Annotated in this window: 19 protein-coding genes; 10 read left to right on the plus strand and 9 right to left on the minus strand. The window is 72.6% G+C overall.

The annotated features are described in order from the left end of the window. Positions 1 to 7: 7 nt before the first annotated feature. Positions 8 to 940, plus strand: coding sequence for an LLM class F420-dependent oxidoreductase (locus VFJ21_01165; GenBank protein ID HET7405731.1), 933 nt, complete (start codon positions 8 to 10; stop codon positions 938 to 940). On the opposite strand, the gene VFJ21_01170 is transcribed toward VFJ21_01165, so the two are convergent. Together VFJ21_01170 and VFJ21_01175 are read right to left on the minus strand one after the other, a co-directional pair. Further along, entirely contained in the window at positions 933 to 1,733 is an 801-nt protein-coding gene (locus VFJ21_01170; protein HET7405732.1) for an ABC transporter permease, read from the minus strand. The genes VFJ21_01165 and VFJ21_01170 overlap by 8 nt on opposite strands. After that, positions 1,730 to 2,704: an ATP-binding cassette domain-containing protein gene (locus VFJ21_01175; GenBank protein HET7405733.1), complete on the minus strand. Its 975-nt coding sequence runs from the start codon at positions 2,702 to 2,704 to the stop codon at positions 1,730 to 1,732. Before VFJ21_01175 ends, VFJ21_01170 begins: the two co-directional genes overlap by 4 nt. Before the next feature lie 169 nt (positions 2,705 to 2,873). On the opposite strand from VFJ21_01175, the gene VFJ21_01180 reads away from it, so the two are divergent. Beyond that, positions 2,874 to 3,155, plus strand: a complete 282-nt coding sequence (locus VFJ21_01180) for an isoamylase early set domain-containing protein (GenBank protein ID HET7405734.1) — start codon at positions 2,874 to 2,876, stop codon at positions 3,153 to 3,155. Positions 3,156 to 3,171: 16 nt separating this feature from the next. Here VFJ21_01180 and VFJ21_01185 read toward each other — a convergent pair whose 3' ends face one another. Then, complete coding sequence (locus VFJ21_01185; GenBank protein ID HET7405735.1) at positions 3,172 to 3,510, minus strand: metallopeptidase family protein; 339 nt, start codon at positions 3,508 to 3,510, stop codon at positions 3,172 to 3,174. Between the two features lie 178 nt (positions 3,511 to 3,688). On the opposite strand from VFJ21_01185, the gene VFJ21_01190 reads away from it, so the two are divergent. From VFJ21_01190 to VFJ21_01210, 5 genes are all read left to right on the plus strand, one after another. Next, a complete protein-coding gene (locus VFJ21_01190) occupies positions 3,689 to 4,714 on the plus strand; it encodes a sigma-70 family RNA polymerase sigma factor (protein ID HET7405736.1) in 1,026 nt (341 codons plus the stop codon). A 33-nt stretch (positions 4,715 to 4,747) separates the two neighbouring features. Beyond that, positions 4,748 to 5,209, plus strand: a complete 462-nt coding sequence (locus tag VFJ21_01195) for an NUDIX hydrolase (protein HET7405737.1) — start codon at positions 4,748 to 4,750, stop codon at positions 5,207 to 5,209. 24 nt (positions 5,210 to 5,233) lie between these two features. Beyond that, entirely contained in the window at positions 5,234 to 5,590 is a 357-nt protein-coding gene (locus tag VFJ21_01200) for a co-chaperone GroES (protein ID HET7405738.1), read from the plus strand. 76 nt (positions 5,591 to 5,666) lie between these two features. Beyond that, positions 5,667 to 6,710, plus strand: a complete 1,044-nt coding sequence (locus VFJ21_01205) for an alpha/beta hydrolase (GenBank protein ID HET7405739.1) — start codon at positions 5,667 to 5,669, stop codon at positions 6,708 to 6,710. Then, positions 6,707 to 7,960: a cytochrome P450 gene (locus VFJ21_01210; GenBank protein ID HET7405740.1), complete on the plus strand. Its 1,254-nt coding sequence runs from the start codon at positions 6,707 to 6,709 to the stop codon at positions 7,958 to 7,960. Before VFJ21_01205 ends, VFJ21_01210 begins: the two co-directional genes overlap by 4 nt. A 74-nt stretch (positions 7,961 to 8,034) precedes the next feature. Here the strand turns inward: VFJ21_01210 and VFJ21_01215 are convergent, their stop codons facing one another. Continuing rightward, a complete protein-coding gene (locus tag VFJ21_01215; protein HET7405741.1) occupies positions 8,035 to 9,141 on the minus strand; it encodes an acyl-CoA dehydrogenase family protein in 1,107 nt (368 codons plus the stop codon). Between the two features lie 3 nt (positions 9,142 to 9,144). After that, complete coding sequence (locus VFJ21_01220) at positions 9,145 to 10,317, minus strand: acyl-CoA dehydrogenase family protein (GenBank protein HET7405742.1); 1,173 nt, start codon at positions 10,315 to 10,317, stop codon at positions 9,145 to 9,147. Between the two features lie 25 nt (positions 10,318 to 10,342). Between VFJ21_01220 and VFJ21_01225 the strand changes: the two genes are divergently transcribed. Further along, a complete protein-coding gene (locus VFJ21_01225; protein ID HET7405743.1) occupies positions 10,343 to 10,624 on the plus strand; it encodes a hypothetical protein in 282 nt (93 codons plus the stop codon). A gap of 1 nt (position 10,625) precedes the next feature. Here VFJ21_01225 and VFJ21_01230 read toward each other — a convergent pair whose 3' ends face one another. Genes VFJ21_01230 through VFJ21_01240 form a run of 3 tightly spaced genes read right to left on the minus strand, consistent with a single transcriptional unit; the run spans position 10,626 to position 12,495 of the window. After that, positions 10,626 to 11,186, minus strand: a complete 561-nt coding sequence (locus VFJ21_01230) for a carboxymuconolactone decarboxylase family protein (protein ID HET7405744.1) — start codon at positions 11,184 to 11,186, stop codon at positions 10,626 to 10,628. Positions 11,187 to 11,197: 11 nt separating this feature from the next. After that, positions 11,198 to 11,764 carry a hypothetical protein gene (locus VFJ21_01235; GenBank protein ID HET7405745.1) on the minus strand — a complete coding sequence of 189 codons (567 nt, stop codon included), beginning with the start codon at positions 11,762 to 11,764 and terminating at the stop codon, positions 11,198 to 11,200. Further along, positions 11,761 to 12,495, minus strand: coding sequence for a hypothetical protein (locus VFJ21_01240; protein HET7405746.1), 735 nt, complete (start codon positions 12,493 to 12,495; stop codon positions 11,761 to 11,763). Before VFJ21_01240 ends, VFJ21_01235 begins: the two co-directional genes overlap by 4 nt. A 42-nt stretch (positions 12,496 to 12,537) precedes the next feature. On the opposite strand from VFJ21_01240, the gene VFJ21_01245 reads away from it, so the two are divergent. Both VFJ21_01245 and VFJ21_01250 read left to right on the plus strand, forming a co-directional pair. Continuing rightward, positions 12,538 to 13,695, plus strand: a complete 1,158-nt coding sequence (locus tag VFJ21_01245) for an acyl-CoA dehydrogenase family protein (GenBank protein HET7405747.1) — start codon at positions 12,538 to 12,540, stop codon at positions 13,693 to 13,695. 159 nt (positions 13,696 to 13,854) lie between these two features. Further along, entirely contained in the window at positions 13,855 to 14,346 is a 492-nt protein-coding gene (locus VFJ21_01250) for a hypothetical protein (protein HET7405748.1), read from the plus strand. Here the strand turns inward: VFJ21_01250 and dacB are convergent. Next, positions 14,336 to 15,592: a D-alanyl-D-alanine carboxypeptidase/D-alanyl-D-alanine-endopeptidase gene (dacB, locus tag VFJ21_01255; protein HET7405749.1), complete on the minus strand. Its 1,257-nt coding sequence runs from the start codon at positions 15,590 to 15,592 to the stop codon at positions 14,336 to 14,338. The genes VFJ21_01250 and dacB overlap by 11 nt on opposite strands. Between the last annotated feature and the right edge of the window lie 4 nt (positions 15,593 to 15,596).

The following is a 15,596-nucleotide window of genomic DNA, read 5'->3' on the forward strand; positions in this document are numbered from 1 at the left end:
CCCGCGGATGCAGCTGCGCATCTTCACCGAGCCCCAGCAGGGCGCGAGCTACGACGAGCTGCTCGCCGTCGCCCGGTCGACCGAGGAGTGCGGGTTCGACGCGTTCTTCCGCTCCGACCACTTCCTGCACATGGGTGGCGTCGACCCGTTGCCCGGCCCCACCGACGCCTGGGTGACGCTGGGCGGGCTGGCCCGGGAGACCTCGCGAATCCGGCTCGGCACGCTGGTCACGTCGAGCACGTTCCGGCTGCCCGGGCCGCTCGCGATCGCCGTCGCGCAGGTCGACGCCATGAGCGGCGGCCGGGTCGAGCTGGGCATCGGCACCGGCTGGTACGACGCCGAGCACCACGCCTACGGCATCCCGTTCCCGCCGCTGGGCGAACGCTTCGAACGGCTCGAGGAGCAGCTCGACGTCATCACCGGCCTGTGGCGTACGCCGGTCGGCGAGAGCTTCTCCTACGACGGCAGCCACTACGCGGTCCAGGACTCCCCCGCGCTGCCCAAGCCCGTCCAGACTCCACACCCGCCGATCGTCATCGGCGGGCACGGCGCGCACCGAACGCCCCGGCTGGCCGCGCGCTACGCCGCCGAGTACAACGTGCCGTTCCCGTCGCTGGAGCAGACCCGGACCCAGTTCGAGCGGGTGCGGGCGGCCTGCGCGGAAGCCGGCCGCGACCCGGCGTCACTCGTCTGGTCGGTGGCGCTCGTCGTCGCCTGCGGCCGCGACGACGCCCAGGCCGCGCGGCGAGCGAAGGCGATCGGCCGCGAGCCCGACGAGGTGGCGGTCAACGGGCTCGGCGGCACCCCGGCGCAGGTGGTCGACACGCTCGGCCGCTTCGCGGAGGTCGGCGTGCAGCGTGCCTATCTGCAGGTGCTGGACCTGGCCGACCTCGATCACCTCGACCTGCTCGCCGAGACGGTCCTGCCCCAGGTCAGCTGACCGCGCGGCGGTAGCGGCGTACCGCCAGCGGTCCGAAGATCGCGAGCATCCCGGCCGCGTAGGCGATCGTCACCCAGACATCGGTGGCGGTCGGACCGCCGAGGACGAGGTCGCGGACCGCGTCGACCGTGTAGCTCACCGGCTGGTGGTTGGCGAACGCCGCGAGCCAGCTCGGCATCGTCTGCGTCGGCACGAACGCGCTGGACGCGAAGACGAACGGGAAGATCAGCGGAAACGCCGCAGCCTGCGCGCTCTCGGCGTTGCCCACCGACAGCCCGACGATCGCCATCACCCAGCTGAACGCATAGCCGACGAAGATCAGCAGCAGCATCGCGAAGACGAACTGCCACCACGACGTGTGCACCCGGAAGCCGACCGCGAAGCCGACGACGATCATGATGATGACGACGAACACGTTGCGGACGACGTCGGCGAGGGTGCGCCCCGCGAGCACGGCCGAGCGCGCCATCGGCAACGACCGGAAGCGCTCGATGAGCCCCTTGTTGAGGTCCTCGGCCAGCCCGATACCGGTCTGCACGCCACCGAACATGACCGTCTGCACGAAGATGCCGGGCATCAGGAAGTCGACGTACGACGCCCCCGGCACGTTGATCGCCCCGCCGAAGACGTAACGGAACAGCAGCACGAACATCACCGGCTGCACGAACGAGAAGACGACCAGCTCGGGGATCCGGGTGATGCCGAGCAGGTTGCGCCAGGTGATGGTGAGCGCATCGGAGACGGCCCACCGCAGCGAACCGTTCCAGCCCCGGGCGGGCGCGGCGATGCTCATGAGGCCTTGGCCTCCGGCTCGGCCTCTTCCTCGTCGGTCGCGGTGCGCCCGGTGAGCGACAGGAACACGTCGTCGAGGCTCGGCTCGTGCACGTCCAGGTCGGTGACCTGCACGTCGGCACCGTCGAGTGCGCGCACCACCTCGACCAGCCCGCGGGCGCCCTCCTCGAGGGTGACCCGCACCTTGCGCCTGTCGTTGCCGTCGCGCACGTGCCCGACCGCCGCCAGCGCCCGGCGCGCCTTGCCGGCGTCGCGCAGCCGGGCGATCTCGATCTCGACGACGGTCGACCCGTAGTCGGCCTTCAGCTCGGTCGCCGTGCCCTCGGCGATGACCCGGCCGTGGTCGACGACCGCGATGCGGTCGGCCAACCGGTCGGCCTCCTCGAGGTACTGCGTCGTCAGGAGCAGGGTGGTCCCTTCCGCGACGAGGTCGTCGATGACGCCCCACAGGGAGGTGCGGCTGCGCGGGTCGAGCCCGGTCGTCGGCTCGTCGAGGAAGAGCACCGGCGGGTTGTTGACGAGGGCGGCCGCGAGGTCGAGCCGGCGGCGCATCCCGCCGGAGTACGTCTTGACCGTGCGGTCGCCGGCGTCCGCGAGGTCGAACCGGGCCAGCAGCTCCGCGGCACGACGACGCGACACGTCCTTCGGCAGGTGGTTGAGCCGGCCCACCATGAAGAGGTTCTCGAGGCCGGTGAGGTTCTCGTCGACCGCGGCGTACTGCCCCGCCAGGCCGATGCGGCGGCGTACGCCGTCGGGGTCGTGCGCCACGTCGACGCCGGCCACCTCGGCACGGCCGGCGTCGGGACGCAGCAACGTCGTGAGAATGCGCACGCAGGTCGTCTTGCCGGCGCCGTTGGGACCGAGCAGGCCGAGCACGGTCCCGGTGGCCACCTCGAGGTCGACGCCGTCCAGCGCGTGGACGCTCCCGAAGTGCTTGACCAGGCCCTCGGCACGGATGGACACGTCGGGCATGGCGGCCAGCATGCCAGTGGAGGATCGCGGGGAAGGCGGCGGCTCACCGTTCCGAGAGCTGCGGTGGCGGGCCCGCACCGGACCGAGTTTCGGTCAATCGGGGACAGAACGCCTGGGCATGCTGCAGGCTGTCTGCGGCACATCCCGCACAGCAGCATGGAGCAATCCGGTGATCCGTCGTACCCGTGTCGCCAAGACCGGTGAGGTCAAGGTCACGTTCTCCCTCCCGCAGTCCGAACCCGCAGGCAGCGTCTCCGTCGTCGGCGACTTCAACGACTGGACCCCCGGCAAGCACGTGCTGGCCCGGCGCGCCAACGGCACCCGCAGCGTGTCGGTGACGTTGCAGGCCGGATCGCAGGCCCACTTCCGCTACCTCGGCGAGCACGGGCACTGGTTCGACGACGGCGACGCCGACGCGATCGACGCCGACGGCAGCAGCATCCGCGCCTGACCCGCCCGCGGCGCCGTCAGTAGCCGAGCTCGTCGAGCCGGTCGTCGTCGATGCCGAAGTGGTGGGCCACCTCGTGCACGACCGTCGTGCGCACCTCGTCGACCACGCCCGCCTCGGTCGAGCAGATCCGGAGGATCGGCACCCGGTAGATCGTGATGCGGTCGGGCAGCACGCCCGCGTAGTCATGGGTGCGCGAGGTCAGCGGCACGCCCTCGTAGAGGCCGAGCAGGTGCGGATCCGCCGAGGACTCTTCGACGAACACCGCGACGTTGTCCATGAGCCGGGCGAGCTCGGCCGGAATCCCGTCGAGGGCCTCCCCCACGAGCTCCTCGAACCGGTCCCGCGGCACGTCCATCACGGACACCACGGTATGGTCTTCTCGTCACCCGGTCGGTCGGCGCAGCGGGAACACCGCGAGCGCATAGCACGTTATCGACCATGACGGGTCGCCGCGGACGCCGCGGATCAGGCCTAGCCGACCGAATGCACACCGCCTCACCTCGAGGCTTCATCGATTCCGAGGTGTACGAACCATGACCCCGCCTGCCCTGGCCGTTGTCGAAGACGACGACATCGTCGACGAGGTCGTCGCGCACGACGACGACGTCAACGAGCCGTCGCTCGACGAGGAGGCGCCGACCACCGACCTGGTCCGGCTCTACCTGACCGACATCGGCAAGGTCGCGCTGCTCAACGCCGAGCAGGAGGTCGAGCTCTCCAAGCGCATCGAGGCCGGCGTCTACGCCCACGAGCTGCTGCGCCGGGCCCAGGCCGGCGAGTCGCCCAAGATCTCCAAGAAGCGCCGCGACGAGCTGCGGCTGCTGTTCGCCGACGGCGAGCGGGCGAAGCGGCACCTGCTCGAGGCCAACCTGCGCCTGGTCGTCTCGCTGGCCAAGCGCTACCAGGGCAAGGGGCTCACGCTGCTCGACCTCGTGCAGGAGGGCAACATCGGTCTGGTGCGCGCGGTCGAGAAGTTCGACTACGCCAAGGGCTACAAGTTCTCGACCTACGCGACGTGGTGGATCCGCCAGGCGCTGCAGCGGGCGATCGCCGACCAGGGCCGCACGATCCGCGTGCCGGTGCACATGGTCGAGCAGATCAACAAGGCGGTGCGCATGCGCCGCCACCTCGACCAGCAGCTCGGCCGCCCGCCGACGTTCGAGGAGATCGCCACGCAGCTCGGCACGACCGCGGAGAAGATCGAGGAGATCCTCGGCTACGGCCAGGACACCGTGAGCCTGGAGGCGCCGGTCGGTGACACCGGCGACACCCAGCTCGGCGACCTCATCGAGGACTCCGACACGCTCGCCGCGACGACCGCGGTGGAGTACCACGACATGCAGCGCCGGCTGGGTGAGCTGCTGGCGACCCTGCCCGAGCGTTCGGCGACGGTCATGTCGCTGCGCTACGGCGTCTTCGACGGCCGCACGCGCACGCTGGCGGAGGTCGGCAACGAGCTCGGGCTGACCCGCGAACGGGTCCGCCAGATCGAGCGCGACACGATCAAGCAGCTGCGCCGCAGCGGCAACGCCGAACCGCTGCGCGCCTACCTCGACTGACGCGCGACAACGCTCTGGGCCACACTCGGCGTCGTGCTGCTCGACGGTGACGGATGGACTCGCTGCCGGCGCGGCCATCGCCACTGGGGCCGGCACGGCGCCGCCGGCCTGCTGCTGCACCACCTCGACCCCGGCGGCACCTGCTGGGTGCTGCTGCAGCACCGCGCCTGGTGGAGCCACCACGGCGGGACCTGGGGCGTGCCCGGCGGCGCGATGGCGCGCGGCGAGTCAGCGGTCCAGGCAGCGCTGCGCGAGGTGTCCGAGGAGGTCACCGTCGACCTCGCGGCCGTACGGGTGACCGGCGAGCTGGCCGACGACCACGGCGCGTGGAGCTACACGACGGTGCTCGCCGACTGCGGCGAGCGGCTCGCCTGCGCCCCCTGCAGCGCGGAGAGCACCGACGTGCGCTGGTTCGCCACGGAAGACGTCGGCGGGCTCACCCTGCATCCGGGCTTCGCCGCGACCTGGCCGCAGCTCCTGCCGCTCCTGGGCTGACCCGCCCCCTCTACCCTGCTAGACGTGACGGAGGCAGCGAGCGACGCCGCGCGGGCGCGATTCGGGCAGAAGCTGCCGGTGCGGATGCTGCACGACCGGGTGCTCGTGTGCCTCGACTCCGAATCCGGTGAGCGCCGCTCGTCTGCCGGCATCGTGATCCCGGCGACCGCGAAGATGGGCAAGCGCCTGGCCTGGGCGCGGGTGGTCGCGGTCGGCAGCAACGTGCGCAGCGTCGAGCTCGACGATCGGGTCCTCTTCGACCCGGAGGACCGGGCCGAGGTCGAGCTGCACGGCGACGACTACGTCCTGCTGCGCGAGCGCGACATCCACGCCGTGGCATCGGAGCGGCTGACCGACGGGGGCACCGGCCTCTACCTGTGACGTCGACCACCTTTGTTGACTCGAAGTCAGTAGGTACCTAGCGTCCGCAGCATCCCCTCCCCGCCAGGAGCCTTCGATGCCGCCTGCCCGCACCACCACCCGTCTCCTCGCCGGCGCCGCCGCCGCGGCCGCCACCGCCGGAATCGCCGCGTCCCTCCGCCGCGGCGACCCGGGTCCCGATCCGGCAGCCGACCACGGCCTCGGCAGCCTGCACGGCCGCGAGCTGACCGTCACGACCTCGGACGGCGTACGCCTGCACGTCGAGGAGCTCGGGCCGGACGACGCGCCGGTCACCGTCGTCCTCGCCCACGGCTACACCCACCACCGGCACGCCTGGCACTACCAGGCGAGACATCTTGCGGAGGAGATCGACGCCCCCGCGCGGGTGCTCGTCTACGACCACCGCGGGCACGGCCGCTCCGACGCCTCGCCTCACGGCACCGCCACCATCGAGCAGCTCGGGCACGACCTCGCCCAGGTGATCGCCCAGTGCGCGCCCACGGGTCCGCTGGTCCTCGGCGGTCACTCGATGGGCGGCATGACGTTGATGGCGTTCGCCGAGCAGTACCCCGACCTGGTGCGCGAGCGCGTCGCCGGCGTCGCCCTGGTCGGCACGTCGTCGGGCGGGCTGGCCGAGGTGACCCACGGGCTGCCGGCCCCACTGGTGCCCCTCGTGCGCTGGGCACTGCCACGCCTCAACGAGCGGCGGCGCCGGCAGGCCGCGGCGGGCAAGAAGCCGCCCGCACCGTCGGCCGCCGGCACCCGCCGGCTCCTGTTCGGGACCAACCCCTCAGCGGCTCAGGTCTCTTTCGTCGCGCAGCTGACCGCCGACTGCTCGGCCGACACGGTCGCCGACTTCTACTACACCTTCGAAAACCACGACCGCGGGGCCGCGCTGGCGGCGTTCCGGGAGATTCCGGTGCTCATCGTGGCCGGCGGCAAGGACGCCCTCTGCCCCGAGGCGCACAGCCGGACGATGGCCCAGCTGCTGCCCGACGCGGAGCTCGTCGTCTACCCGGACGCGGGCCACATGGTGCACTTCGAGCACCACGACGACGTCAACGCGCGGTTGGCGCGGTTCGTCCAGCACGCGATCGCCCGCGCAACCGCCGCCGCATGAGCGCGCCCGCCGAGGGCGAGGTGACGTTCTCGGCCACCGACCTGCTCGGGATCGACGACATCGCCGACCCCTACCCGGCCTACCAACGGATGCTCGACGAGGGGCCGATCGTCGCCCCCGACGGGCTGTTCGCGCTCTTCCCGACCTACGACGAGTGCTTCCAGGTGATCACCGACCCGGCCTCGAGCGTCGACCGCGAGAAGGCCGCCCTCTTCCAGCAGCTGATCTCGCCGGCGCTGTCGGAGGAGCAGCGCGCGGAGAACCGCCGGGGCCGGGTCTTCCTCTTCATGGACCCCCCCGACCACACACGGCTGCGCCGGCTGGTCAGCAAGGCCTTCACCCGCCGTACGGTCGAAGGGCTGCGGCCCTGGGTCGAGCGGCTGGCGGCCGAGATGCTCGACACGGCCGTGGCGCGCGGCCGGATCGAGGTGGTGGAGGACATCGCCTACCCGCTGCCGGTCGCGGTCATCAGCGAGATGCTCGGCGTGCCGAAGGGTGACCGCGACACCTTCGCCGGCTGGTCGCACGTGCTGGCCCGCAGCCTCGACAGCACGCTGTCGGTCCCGGGTGGCGAGGAGTTCCGGCAGATCCGATCCTCGGCGGATGACTTCCGCGCCTACGTCGGCGCGCTCGCCGACGAGCGCCGGGCACGCCCGCGCAAGGACCTGATCAGCGCCCTGGTCGCGGTCGAGGCCGAGGGCGACCGGCTGTCCAACGAGGAGCTGATCTCCACCTGCATGCTGCTCCTCATCGCCGGTCACGAGACCACGGTGAGCCTCATCGGCAACGGCATGCTGGCGATGCTGCGCCACCCGCAGGCGCAGGCGCAGCTCGCATCGACGCCCGAGCTGGCGGAGGGCTTCGTCGAGGAAGTGCTGCGTTACGACCCGCCGGTGCAGATGACGATGCGGGTGGCCGGCGCCCCGATGACGGTCGGCGGCCACGACGTCGCCGAGGGCGGCGTCATGGTGCTGGCGCTGGCCGCCGCCAACCGTGACCCGCGGCAGTTCAGCGACCCGTTGCGCTTCGACCCGACGCGCGCGGACGCACGGCACCTGGCCTTCGGCAGCGGCATCCACTTCTGCCTGGGCGCGCCGCTGGCGCGGATGGAGGGCCAGGTCGTGCTGCCGCGGATGGCACGGCGGTTGCGCAACCCGCGGCTCGCGGCCGGCGACCCGCAGCCGATGGCCTACAAGGACAACATCGTGCTCCGCGGCCTCTCCCGGCTGCACCTCGAGTTCGACACCTGACTGCCCGTCGCGCTCGGCGTACGACGGCTCGTCAAACGCTCTCCACGAGGCCCACCCGGCGGCAGAACAGACAGTCAGACGCCCAACGCGTCGGCGAGCCGGAGCAGGTGCTGCGACGGGCTGCCGAAGAGCAGCTCGCTGGTCTTGGCCCGCTTGAAGTACAGGTGCGCCGGGTGCTCCCAGGTGAAGCCGATACCGCCGTGCACCTGGATGTTGGTCGCGGCGCAGAACAGGGACGCCTCCGAGCAGAACGACTTCACGGTCGGCGCCACCGTCGACAGGTCCTCGCCGGGGCGGTCCGCGACCCACGCGCCGTAGGCCGCGAGCGACGCGGCCGACTCGGTGCGCAGGAGCATGTCGGCGCACTTGTGCTTGACCGCCTGGAAGCCGCCGATCGGCCGGCCGAACTGCGTGCGGGTGCGCGCGTAGCCCGAGGCGATCTCCAACGTACGGCGTGCCCCGCCGACCTGCTCGGCGCCGAGCAGCACCGCGCCGACGTCGAGGGCCCGCCGCACTGCGGCCTCGTCGCCGACACGACGTGCCGTCACGCCGGAGAGCTCCAGGCGCGCGAACCGGCTCGTCGGGTCGAGCGGGCGCTGCGCGGACAGCGACAGCCCATCGGCGTCGCCGGCGACGGCGAACAGCCCGAGCCCGTCACCGGCGCGGGCAGCCACCAGCAGCAGCTGTGCCGCCCGGCCGAAGGGCACCAGCGACTTGACGCCGTCGAGCCGCCAGGCATCGCCGTCGCGGCGCGCCGCCAACGCGACCGCGTCGAGGTCCCACGAGCCGGACTCCTCGGCCACGGCAAGGGTCGCGATGGTCGACCCGTCCGCGATGGAGGGCAGCCACTCCTTGCGCGCGCCGTCGTCACCGGCGAGCAGCGCGGCGACCGAGAGCACCGCCGAGGGGAAGAACGGCGACGGCAGCAGAGCCCGTCCGAGCTCTTCGACGACGACGGCCGTCTCCTGCCAGCCGGCCCCGCTCCCGCCGTACTCCTCCGGGATCGCGAGCCCGCACACGCCGAGCGCTGCGAGGTCGCGCCACAGCGCCGCGTCGTAGCCCTCGTCGGTGGCCATCACCCGGCGCACCTCGGCCTCGGGCGACCGCTGCTCGAGGAAGCGGCGCACGGAGTCGCGCAGCGCCTGCTGCTCCTCGGTGACGGTGAACTGCTCCAGCTCCACGGCTCAGGCCCCCCGCCGGCTCTCTGCCCACGTCTTGCCCGCCTCGACGTCGATGTCGCGCGGCAACCCGAGCACCCGCTCGGCCAGGATGTTGCGCTGCACCTCGCCGGTGCCGCCGCCGATCGTCAGGGCGCGGGCGAACAGGAACCCGTAGGACCACGCCGAGCCGTCGGCACCGAGCGGCCCCGCGCCGTGCAGCACGCCGTTGCCGCCGGCGAGGTCACGGGCGAGGTCCATCACCTCCTGGCCGTGCTCGTCGGCGAGCACCTTGCGCACCGACGCCTCCGGACCCGGCGGCTTGCCGGTGACCGACGCCGCGAGCATGCGCAGCCGGATCGTGCGCAGCACCTCGGCGTGCACGTACATCTGCGCCACCCGCCGCCGCAGCTCGTCGTCGCCGGCGCCGCCCTGGGCGCGCACGACGTCGACCAGGTCGTACGCCGTGGGGCCCTGGCCCCACAGCACCCCGCCCGACGACAGCGAGACCCGCTCGTTGCCGAGCGTCACCTTCGCCAGCGCCCAGCCGTCGTTGACCTCGCCGACGACGTTGGCGGCCGGGAGCCGCACGTCGTCGAAGAACACCTCGTTGAACAGGTGCTCGCCGGTCATCTCGATCAGCGGCCGCACGGTCACGCCCGGGGTGTCCATCGGGCAGATGAAGTAGGTGATGCCGCGGTGCTTCGGCGCGTCGGGGTCGGTGCGGGCGAGCAGGATGCCGAACTTCGACACGTGGGCCCCGGAGGTCCAGACCTTCTGGCCGTTGACGACCCACTCGTCGCCGTCGCGCACCGCGCGGGTCGACAGCCCGGCGAGGTCCGACCCGGCCCCCGGCTCGGAAAACAGCTGGCACCAGATCTCCTCGCCGGCGAGGATCGGCAGCAGATAGCGCTGCTTCTGCTCCTCGGTGCCCGCGTGCACGATGGTCGGGCCGGCCCACCCGATGCCGATCTGGTTGCTCGGCCGCCGGACTCCGGCCCGCCGCAGCTCGTCGTCGATGATCAGCTGGTGCACCGCGTCGGCCCCGAGGCCCCAGGGCTTCGGCCAGTGCGGCGCAACGAGGCCGGCCTCGGCAAGTTGGCGGCCGGTCGGGTGCGGGTGCTCGTCGAGCCACCGGCGTAGGGCGATCCGGCGCGGGTCGTCGTCGCCGGGAAGTTCGAGGTCTGGTTCCGCGCTCACAGTGCGGGACCGTATAACGGTTCCCATGGAAGAGGAGCGGGCCACCGAGGTCGTCGACCGGCTGCGGGCCGGCGGGGTGATGGCGCACCTGCAGCGCGCCGGCGTGTTCCAGTTCGGCGTCCGCGTGGTCATCCCCGACGGTCGTGAGGCGATCTGGGACACCGACGGCGCCGCCGGCCTAGAGGCCACCATCATGCGCGACGGCGAGCTGGTCGGCTACGTCCCCACCATCCCCGGCTCGGAGACCTACGACGTAGAGCAGACCGTCGCGGCCATCGCCCGCGCCGACTACGACGCGCCGCTGTAGGTCAGACGCCCTCGGCGCCGGCCGGCCAACCGGGCACGCCCTCGTCGAGCTGTACGCCGAAGGACCGCAGGGAGCCCGACACCAGGCGGTAGAAGCCGGCGAGCATGACCAGCTCGACCAGCTCGGCCTCGGACAGCTGCGCGGCCAGCCGGTCCCACGTCGGCTCCGACACCTCGCCGTGGAGGCACAGGTCGTCGGCGGCGGCGATGAAGTCGAGCTCGCGCGGCGACCAGCGGTCACCCGGGTCCTCGTGGGTGAGGGCCGCGACGTCGTCCTGCGACAGCCCGGACGCGAGGCCGATCAGCGTGTGCTGGCCGAACTCGTAGACCGACCTGCAGCGCCAGCCCACCCGCAGGATGACGACCTCCCGCTCGCGCTCGCCGAAGCTGCTGCGCCGCAGCAGCTGCCCGCCGAGCCGGTTGAACTGCTTGAGCACCATCGGGTTGTGCGCGACGGTGGCGAAGATGTTCAGCGGCTTGCCGTCGCGGGCGAGCGTCTTCGAGAGCATCTCGGCGACCTCGGGCGACGGGTCGGTGACCGGGGCGATGCGGGGCTTCTGCATGCCGCCAGACGCTACCGGTCGAGCGCGGCCAGCCTCTCCTCGTCCTTGCGCCGCTTGGCGTCGGCCGCGGCCACCAGCTCGTCGACGCGGGCGGCCGGCCAGATCACGACCCCGTCGTCGTCGGCGACCACCACGTCGCCGTCGTGCACCAGCACACCCGCCACCACCACGCTGCCGCCGACGCGACCCGGGCCGTCCTTGCGGGAGGCCGCGGGCGTCGCGCCGCGGCACCAGACCGGCAGCCCGAGCGCGGCGATCTCGGCCGAGTCGCGGACCGGCCCGTCGGTGACGACGCCGGCGATGCCGAGACCCAGCAGCTCACGCGCGACCAGGTCGCCCATGACCGCGGTGCGGGACTGCGCGGCGCCACCGACGACGAGCACGGTCCCGGGCGCGGGCGAGGCGGCGGCGACGTCACGCATCGCGGCGTTGTCGTCGCGGCCCACTGCCGCCACGAGCGCGCGCCCCACGACCCGCTGCCCCTGGCGGAGCGCCCGCACCAGGGGGTCGAGGACGCCCTCACCCCCGGTCGCGTCGGAAGCCAGGGTGGTGGCCAGCCAGTCCGGCAGGTCGCTCATCGGTCGTACTCGCGCAACGCCTGCTCCGCCTCGGCCAGCTGCTCGCGCAACTGGCTGGCGCGCTCCTCGACCTCCGAGCGGCAGGCCTCCACGGTCTCGGCGATCAGCCCGCTCACCTGCGCGTCGTCGATGAGCTCGGCCAGCGCGGCAACGGCCCCCGCCCGCACCGGCACAGCCTTGCCGCCCACCCGCTTGCCGCCCCGTGCGGCCTCCGCCGTCCATCGGCCGTCGGCGAAACGCAGCGTCAAGTGGACCGGCCCGGGCGGCTTGCGCCGACCGACTCGCGCCGACGTGCGCTTCGCGGCGGCGGGCGTCGCCGGCGCGGCCGTGCGCAGCGGCGGCTTCTCCGCCCGCTTGCGGGGGCGCGACACGGCAGCGGGAGCGCCGGCAGGCGCCGAGACGGCCGGTGTCGCAGACTCGGGTTCGAGAACCTCGGACGGCGGGCTGCCCTGCTTCTCCGGCGTACGCCGTCCCGCCGCCCCCGGCAACGCCAGCTCCCCGGGCGCGAACGGGATCTCGTCGCCGCTGAGGCGCACGACGATGAACTCGCTCTGCACCGACGGGTCGCCGACCCGCAGCACCGGCCCGCGGGTACCGGCCGGCAGCCCGGCGGACGGCGTGCGGATCACCACGCGCGGTGCGCGCCCGGCCTGCACGTCGGCGCGCAGCTGGTCGACCTGCTCGTCGGTGAGCGGCGACGGCACGGCGCGAGCGCTGCGGCGAGGAGGCATCGCGACTGATCCTAGGGCGCGGCCGTGCGCGAGACTGTCGCCATGGACGCCGAAGACTTCGAGGCAGTGCTGAAGACCGTGCGGCAGTTCGTCCGCGAGGAGGTCGTCCCGCGCGAGGACGAGATCGAGGCGGCGGACGCGGTCCCCGACGAGATCTGGGCGCAGGCCAAGGAGATGGGCCTGTTCGGGTTCTCGATCCCGGAGGAGTACGGCGGCCTCGGGCTGACGATGAGCGACGAGGTGCGGCTGGCCTTCGAGCTGGGCTACACCACCCCGGCGTTCCGGTCGATGTTCGGCACCAACAACGGCATCGGCGGTCAGGTCATCCTGCTCGACGGCACCGAGGAGCAGAAGCAGCACTACCTGCCCCGGCTGGCGACCGGCGACTACGTCACGTCGTTCGCGCTGACCGAGCCCGACGCCGGCTCCGACCCGAGCACGCTGACCACGTCGGCCCGGCGCGACGGCGAGCACTACGTCATCAACGGCGCGAAGCGCTTCATCACCAACGCCCCGCTGGCCGACCTGCTGATGGTGTTCGCCCGAACCAACCCCGACGACAGGGGACCGCGCGGCATCTCCTGCTTCGTCGTCCCGCGCGACACGCCCGGCATCACCCTCGGCCCGCGCGACAAGAAGATGGGGCAGTCCGGTGCCTGGACCTCCGAGGTCTTCTTCGACGACGTACGGGTGCCCGCCGACACCCTCGTCGGCGGCGTCGAGGGACAGGGCTACACGACCGCGATGAAGGCACTCGCGCGCGGCCGGCTGCACATCGCGGCGATCTGCACCGGGATGGCCGGCCGGATCATCGACGAGATGACGTCCTATGCGCTGACCCGCCAGCAGTCCGGCAAGCAGATCTCGGAGTTCCAGCTGATCCAGGGTCTGCTCGCCGACTCGCAGACCGAGATGTACGCCGGACGCGCCATGTGCGTCGACGCGGCCGCGCGCTACGACAGCGGTGAGGACCGCCGCATGGGGCCCGCCTGCTGCAAGTACTTCTGCAGCGAGATGGTCAACCGGGTGGCCGACCGCGGGGTGCAGGTGCACGGCGGCATGGGCTACATGCGCGGGGTGCCGGTGGAGCGGTTCTACCGCGACGTCCGCGTGTTCAAGATCTACGAGGGCACCAGCCAGATCCAGCAGGTAGTCATCGCCAAGGCAATGCTCCGCGCGGCGGCCGAGCGCAGCGGCTGAACGCCGCGTGGCCTGGCCCCATCGGGCTATCGCGGCATGGCCATTCCGACTCAGATGCGGGGATTCGCTGTTCGTCCGTTCGGGCCTCGTGTTGTGGTGTGCAGGTACGGGACAGTCGTCTGACGGCTGTCGGTCGAGGGGGCGTACGTGCCACTAGCCGTGGCTGCACAGGATGCGAAGGCGTGGTCGTCATGGCTACGCCTCGCCCGGCTGCAGACCGGCTTCGCCGTGACCCAGGGCCGGGTCTCCGCGGCGATGCGCGAGCCCGACACGGTCACCCGGGTCGTGCAGCTCCTCGTGCAGGAGATCGCCGCGTTGCCGGCGGTCGGGCAGGCCGTCCTCAGCGCCCCCGACGACCCCGACTTCCTCGTCTTCGCCCACTACCAGCGGGCCTCCACCGTGTGGCTCGACGAGCTTGCCGGCCGCGGTGTGATCAGTGCGCAGCGCGGCGAGGGCACCCGCCGGTTCGAACGCGCGCTGCTCGACTACGCCGGGCTCACCGCAGCAGACGCCCTCACCGAAGCTCGGGCCCCCGGTCCCTCCGCCGCGGCCCCGGGGGTGGGCACGGCGAAGCGCGGCGGCAGACGCCGGCTCGTGCTCGACCTTTCCTGGCCGGCGGCGGAGCCGGCGAACGGCAGCGTCAGCCGGTGAAGCGCGCGAGCCTGGCCACCGCGCTGTCCAGCTGACGCTGCGCGGCGGTCATGTCGCGGACGCCGGCGAGGAGCACGGAGAAGACCACCCGGCGGCCGTCGGGAGTCGCGGTGAAGCCGGACAGCGTCCGGACGGCGGTCAGCGTGCCGGTCTTGGCCCGCACCCGCCCGGTCAGCCAGGGTCCGCACAGCCGCGCGGCGAGCGTGCCGTCGAAGCAGGACCGCGGCAGCCCGCCGCGCAGCGCCGGCCCGATGGCGCTCGCGTCGGCGGCACGCAGCCAGGCGACCAGCTCCGTGGGGGCCTCGCGGTTCCAGTAGGACAGGCCGGATCCGTCGTACACCGCGCCGAGTGGCACGTTCATCGCCCGGGCCTGCGCGCCCAGCGCCTGGATGCCGGTGGCGCGGCTGCCGTGCCCGGTCAGGTGCGCGCCGACCTCGCGCAGGAGCATCTCGGCGTAGAAGTTGTCCGAGGCCTGCAGCATGTGCCCGACCAGCGACGACAGCGGTGCCGACCCGTCGGTCGCGAGCTGGGCGGTCGGCGCCCCCGCCGGCCGGCCGATCCGGGTCGGGCCGACGACCCCGATGCCGTGACGGGCGAGCGCGTCGCGCCAGAGCTGCGCGTTGCAGGGCGTGGGATCGGCGACGTACGCCGCGTCCCCGCGCCACCCGTTGCGGTCGACGCTGAACGCCGCGACCGGCCCGAGCTCGTCGGGTACGAAGCGCGGCTTCCAGCCCGGCGCGACGCTGTCGTGGGCGAAGCGCCCGTCGTCGACGTAGAGCGCGCCCTTGACGGTCCGCAGGCCCAGCCGAGACAGCACGGTGGCGAGGTTGTCGAGGTCACCCCGCCGCAGGCTGGGGTCGCCGGCGGCACGGAGCACGAGGTTGCCGGGCAGCACCCCGCCGACGATGCCGGTCGCGTTGACGTGCGGGGCGTCGGTCCACACGGCCGTGACGAAGCGGAACGCCGGACCGAGCTGCGAGAGCGCGGTGACCGCGGTGAAGACCTTCTGGTTGCTGGCCGGGGCCTGCGCGGTCGTCGGCCAGAGGCCAAAGGAGCCATGGCCGTCGATCTGCGCCTGCACGGCGATCTGCCCCGCAGTGCTGGCCCGCAGGTCGTTCAGGACCGCGCTGCGCAAGCCGGCGAGCGGATCGGTGGTCGCGCCGGCGGGTGACGCCGCGCCGAACCCGATGACCACGGCAAGCAGACAAGCGAGCACGGTTGTGACACGAGTGACGCGGGGGGCCATGAGG

The sequence above is a fragment of the Mycobacteriales bacterium genome, from assembly GCA_035690485.1.
Classification (GTDB): domain Bacteria; phylum Actinomycetota; class Actinomycetes; order JAFAQI01; family DASSKL01; genus DASSKL01.

What these genes read in the sequence shown, in the direction of transcription:
- VFJ21_01165 (HET7405731.1), top strand. Translation starts at nt 8, where the DNA reads ATGCAGCTGCGCATCTTCACCGAGCCCCAGCAGGGCGCGAGCTACGAC.
- VFJ21_01170 (HET7405732.1), bottom strand. Translation starts at nt 1,733, where the DNA reads ATGAGCATCGCCGCGCCCGCCCGGGGCTGGAACGGTTCGCTGCGGTGG.
- VFJ21_01175 (HET7405733.1), bottom strand. Translation starts at nt 2,704, where the DNA reads ATGCCCGACGTGTCCATCCGTGCCGAGGGCCTGGTCAAGCACTTCGGG.
- VFJ21_01185 (HET7405735.1), bottom strand. Translation starts at nt 3,510, where the DNA reads ATGGACGTGCCGCGGGACCGGTTCGAGGAGCTCGTGGGGGAGGCCCTC.
- VFJ21_01190 (HET7405736.1), top strand. Translation starts at nt 3,689, where the DNA reads ATGACCCCGCCTGCCCTGGCCGTTGTCGAAGACGACGACATCGTCGAC.
- VFJ21_01205 (HET7405739.1), top strand. Translation starts at nt 5,667, where the DNA reads ATGCCGCCTGCCCGCACCACCACCCGTCTCCTCGCCGGCGCCGCCGCC.
- VFJ21_01210 (HET7405740.1), top strand. Translation starts at nt 6,707, where the DNA reads ATGAGCGCGCCCGCCGAGGGCGAGGTGACGTTCTCGGCCACCGACCTG.
- VFJ21_01225 (HET7405743.1), top strand. Translation starts at nt 10,343, where the DNA reads ATGGAAGAGGAGCGGGCCACCGAGGTCGTCGACCGGCTGCGGGCCGGC.
- VFJ21_01230 (HET7405744.1), bottom strand. Translation starts at nt 11,186, where the DNA reads ATGCAGAAGCCCCGCATCGCCCCGGTCACCGACCCGTCGCCCGAGGTC.
- VFJ21_01235 (HET7405745.1), bottom strand. Translation starts at nt 11,764, where the DNA reads ATGAGCGACCTGCCGGACTGGCTGGCCACCACCCTGGCTTCCGACGCG.
- VFJ21_01240 (HET7405746.1), bottom strand. Translation starts at nt 12,495, where the DNA reads ATGCCTCCTCGCCGCAGCGCTCGCGCCGTGCCGTCGCCGCTCACCGAC.
- VFJ21_01245 (HET7405747.1), top strand. Translation starts at nt 12,538, where the DNA reads ATGGACGCCGAAGACTTCGAGGCAGTGCTGAAGACCGTGCGGCAGTTC.
- dacB (HET7405749.1), bottom strand. Translation starts at nt 15,592, where the DNA reads ATGGCCCCCCGCGTCACTCGTGTCACAACCGTGCTCGCTTGTCTGCTT.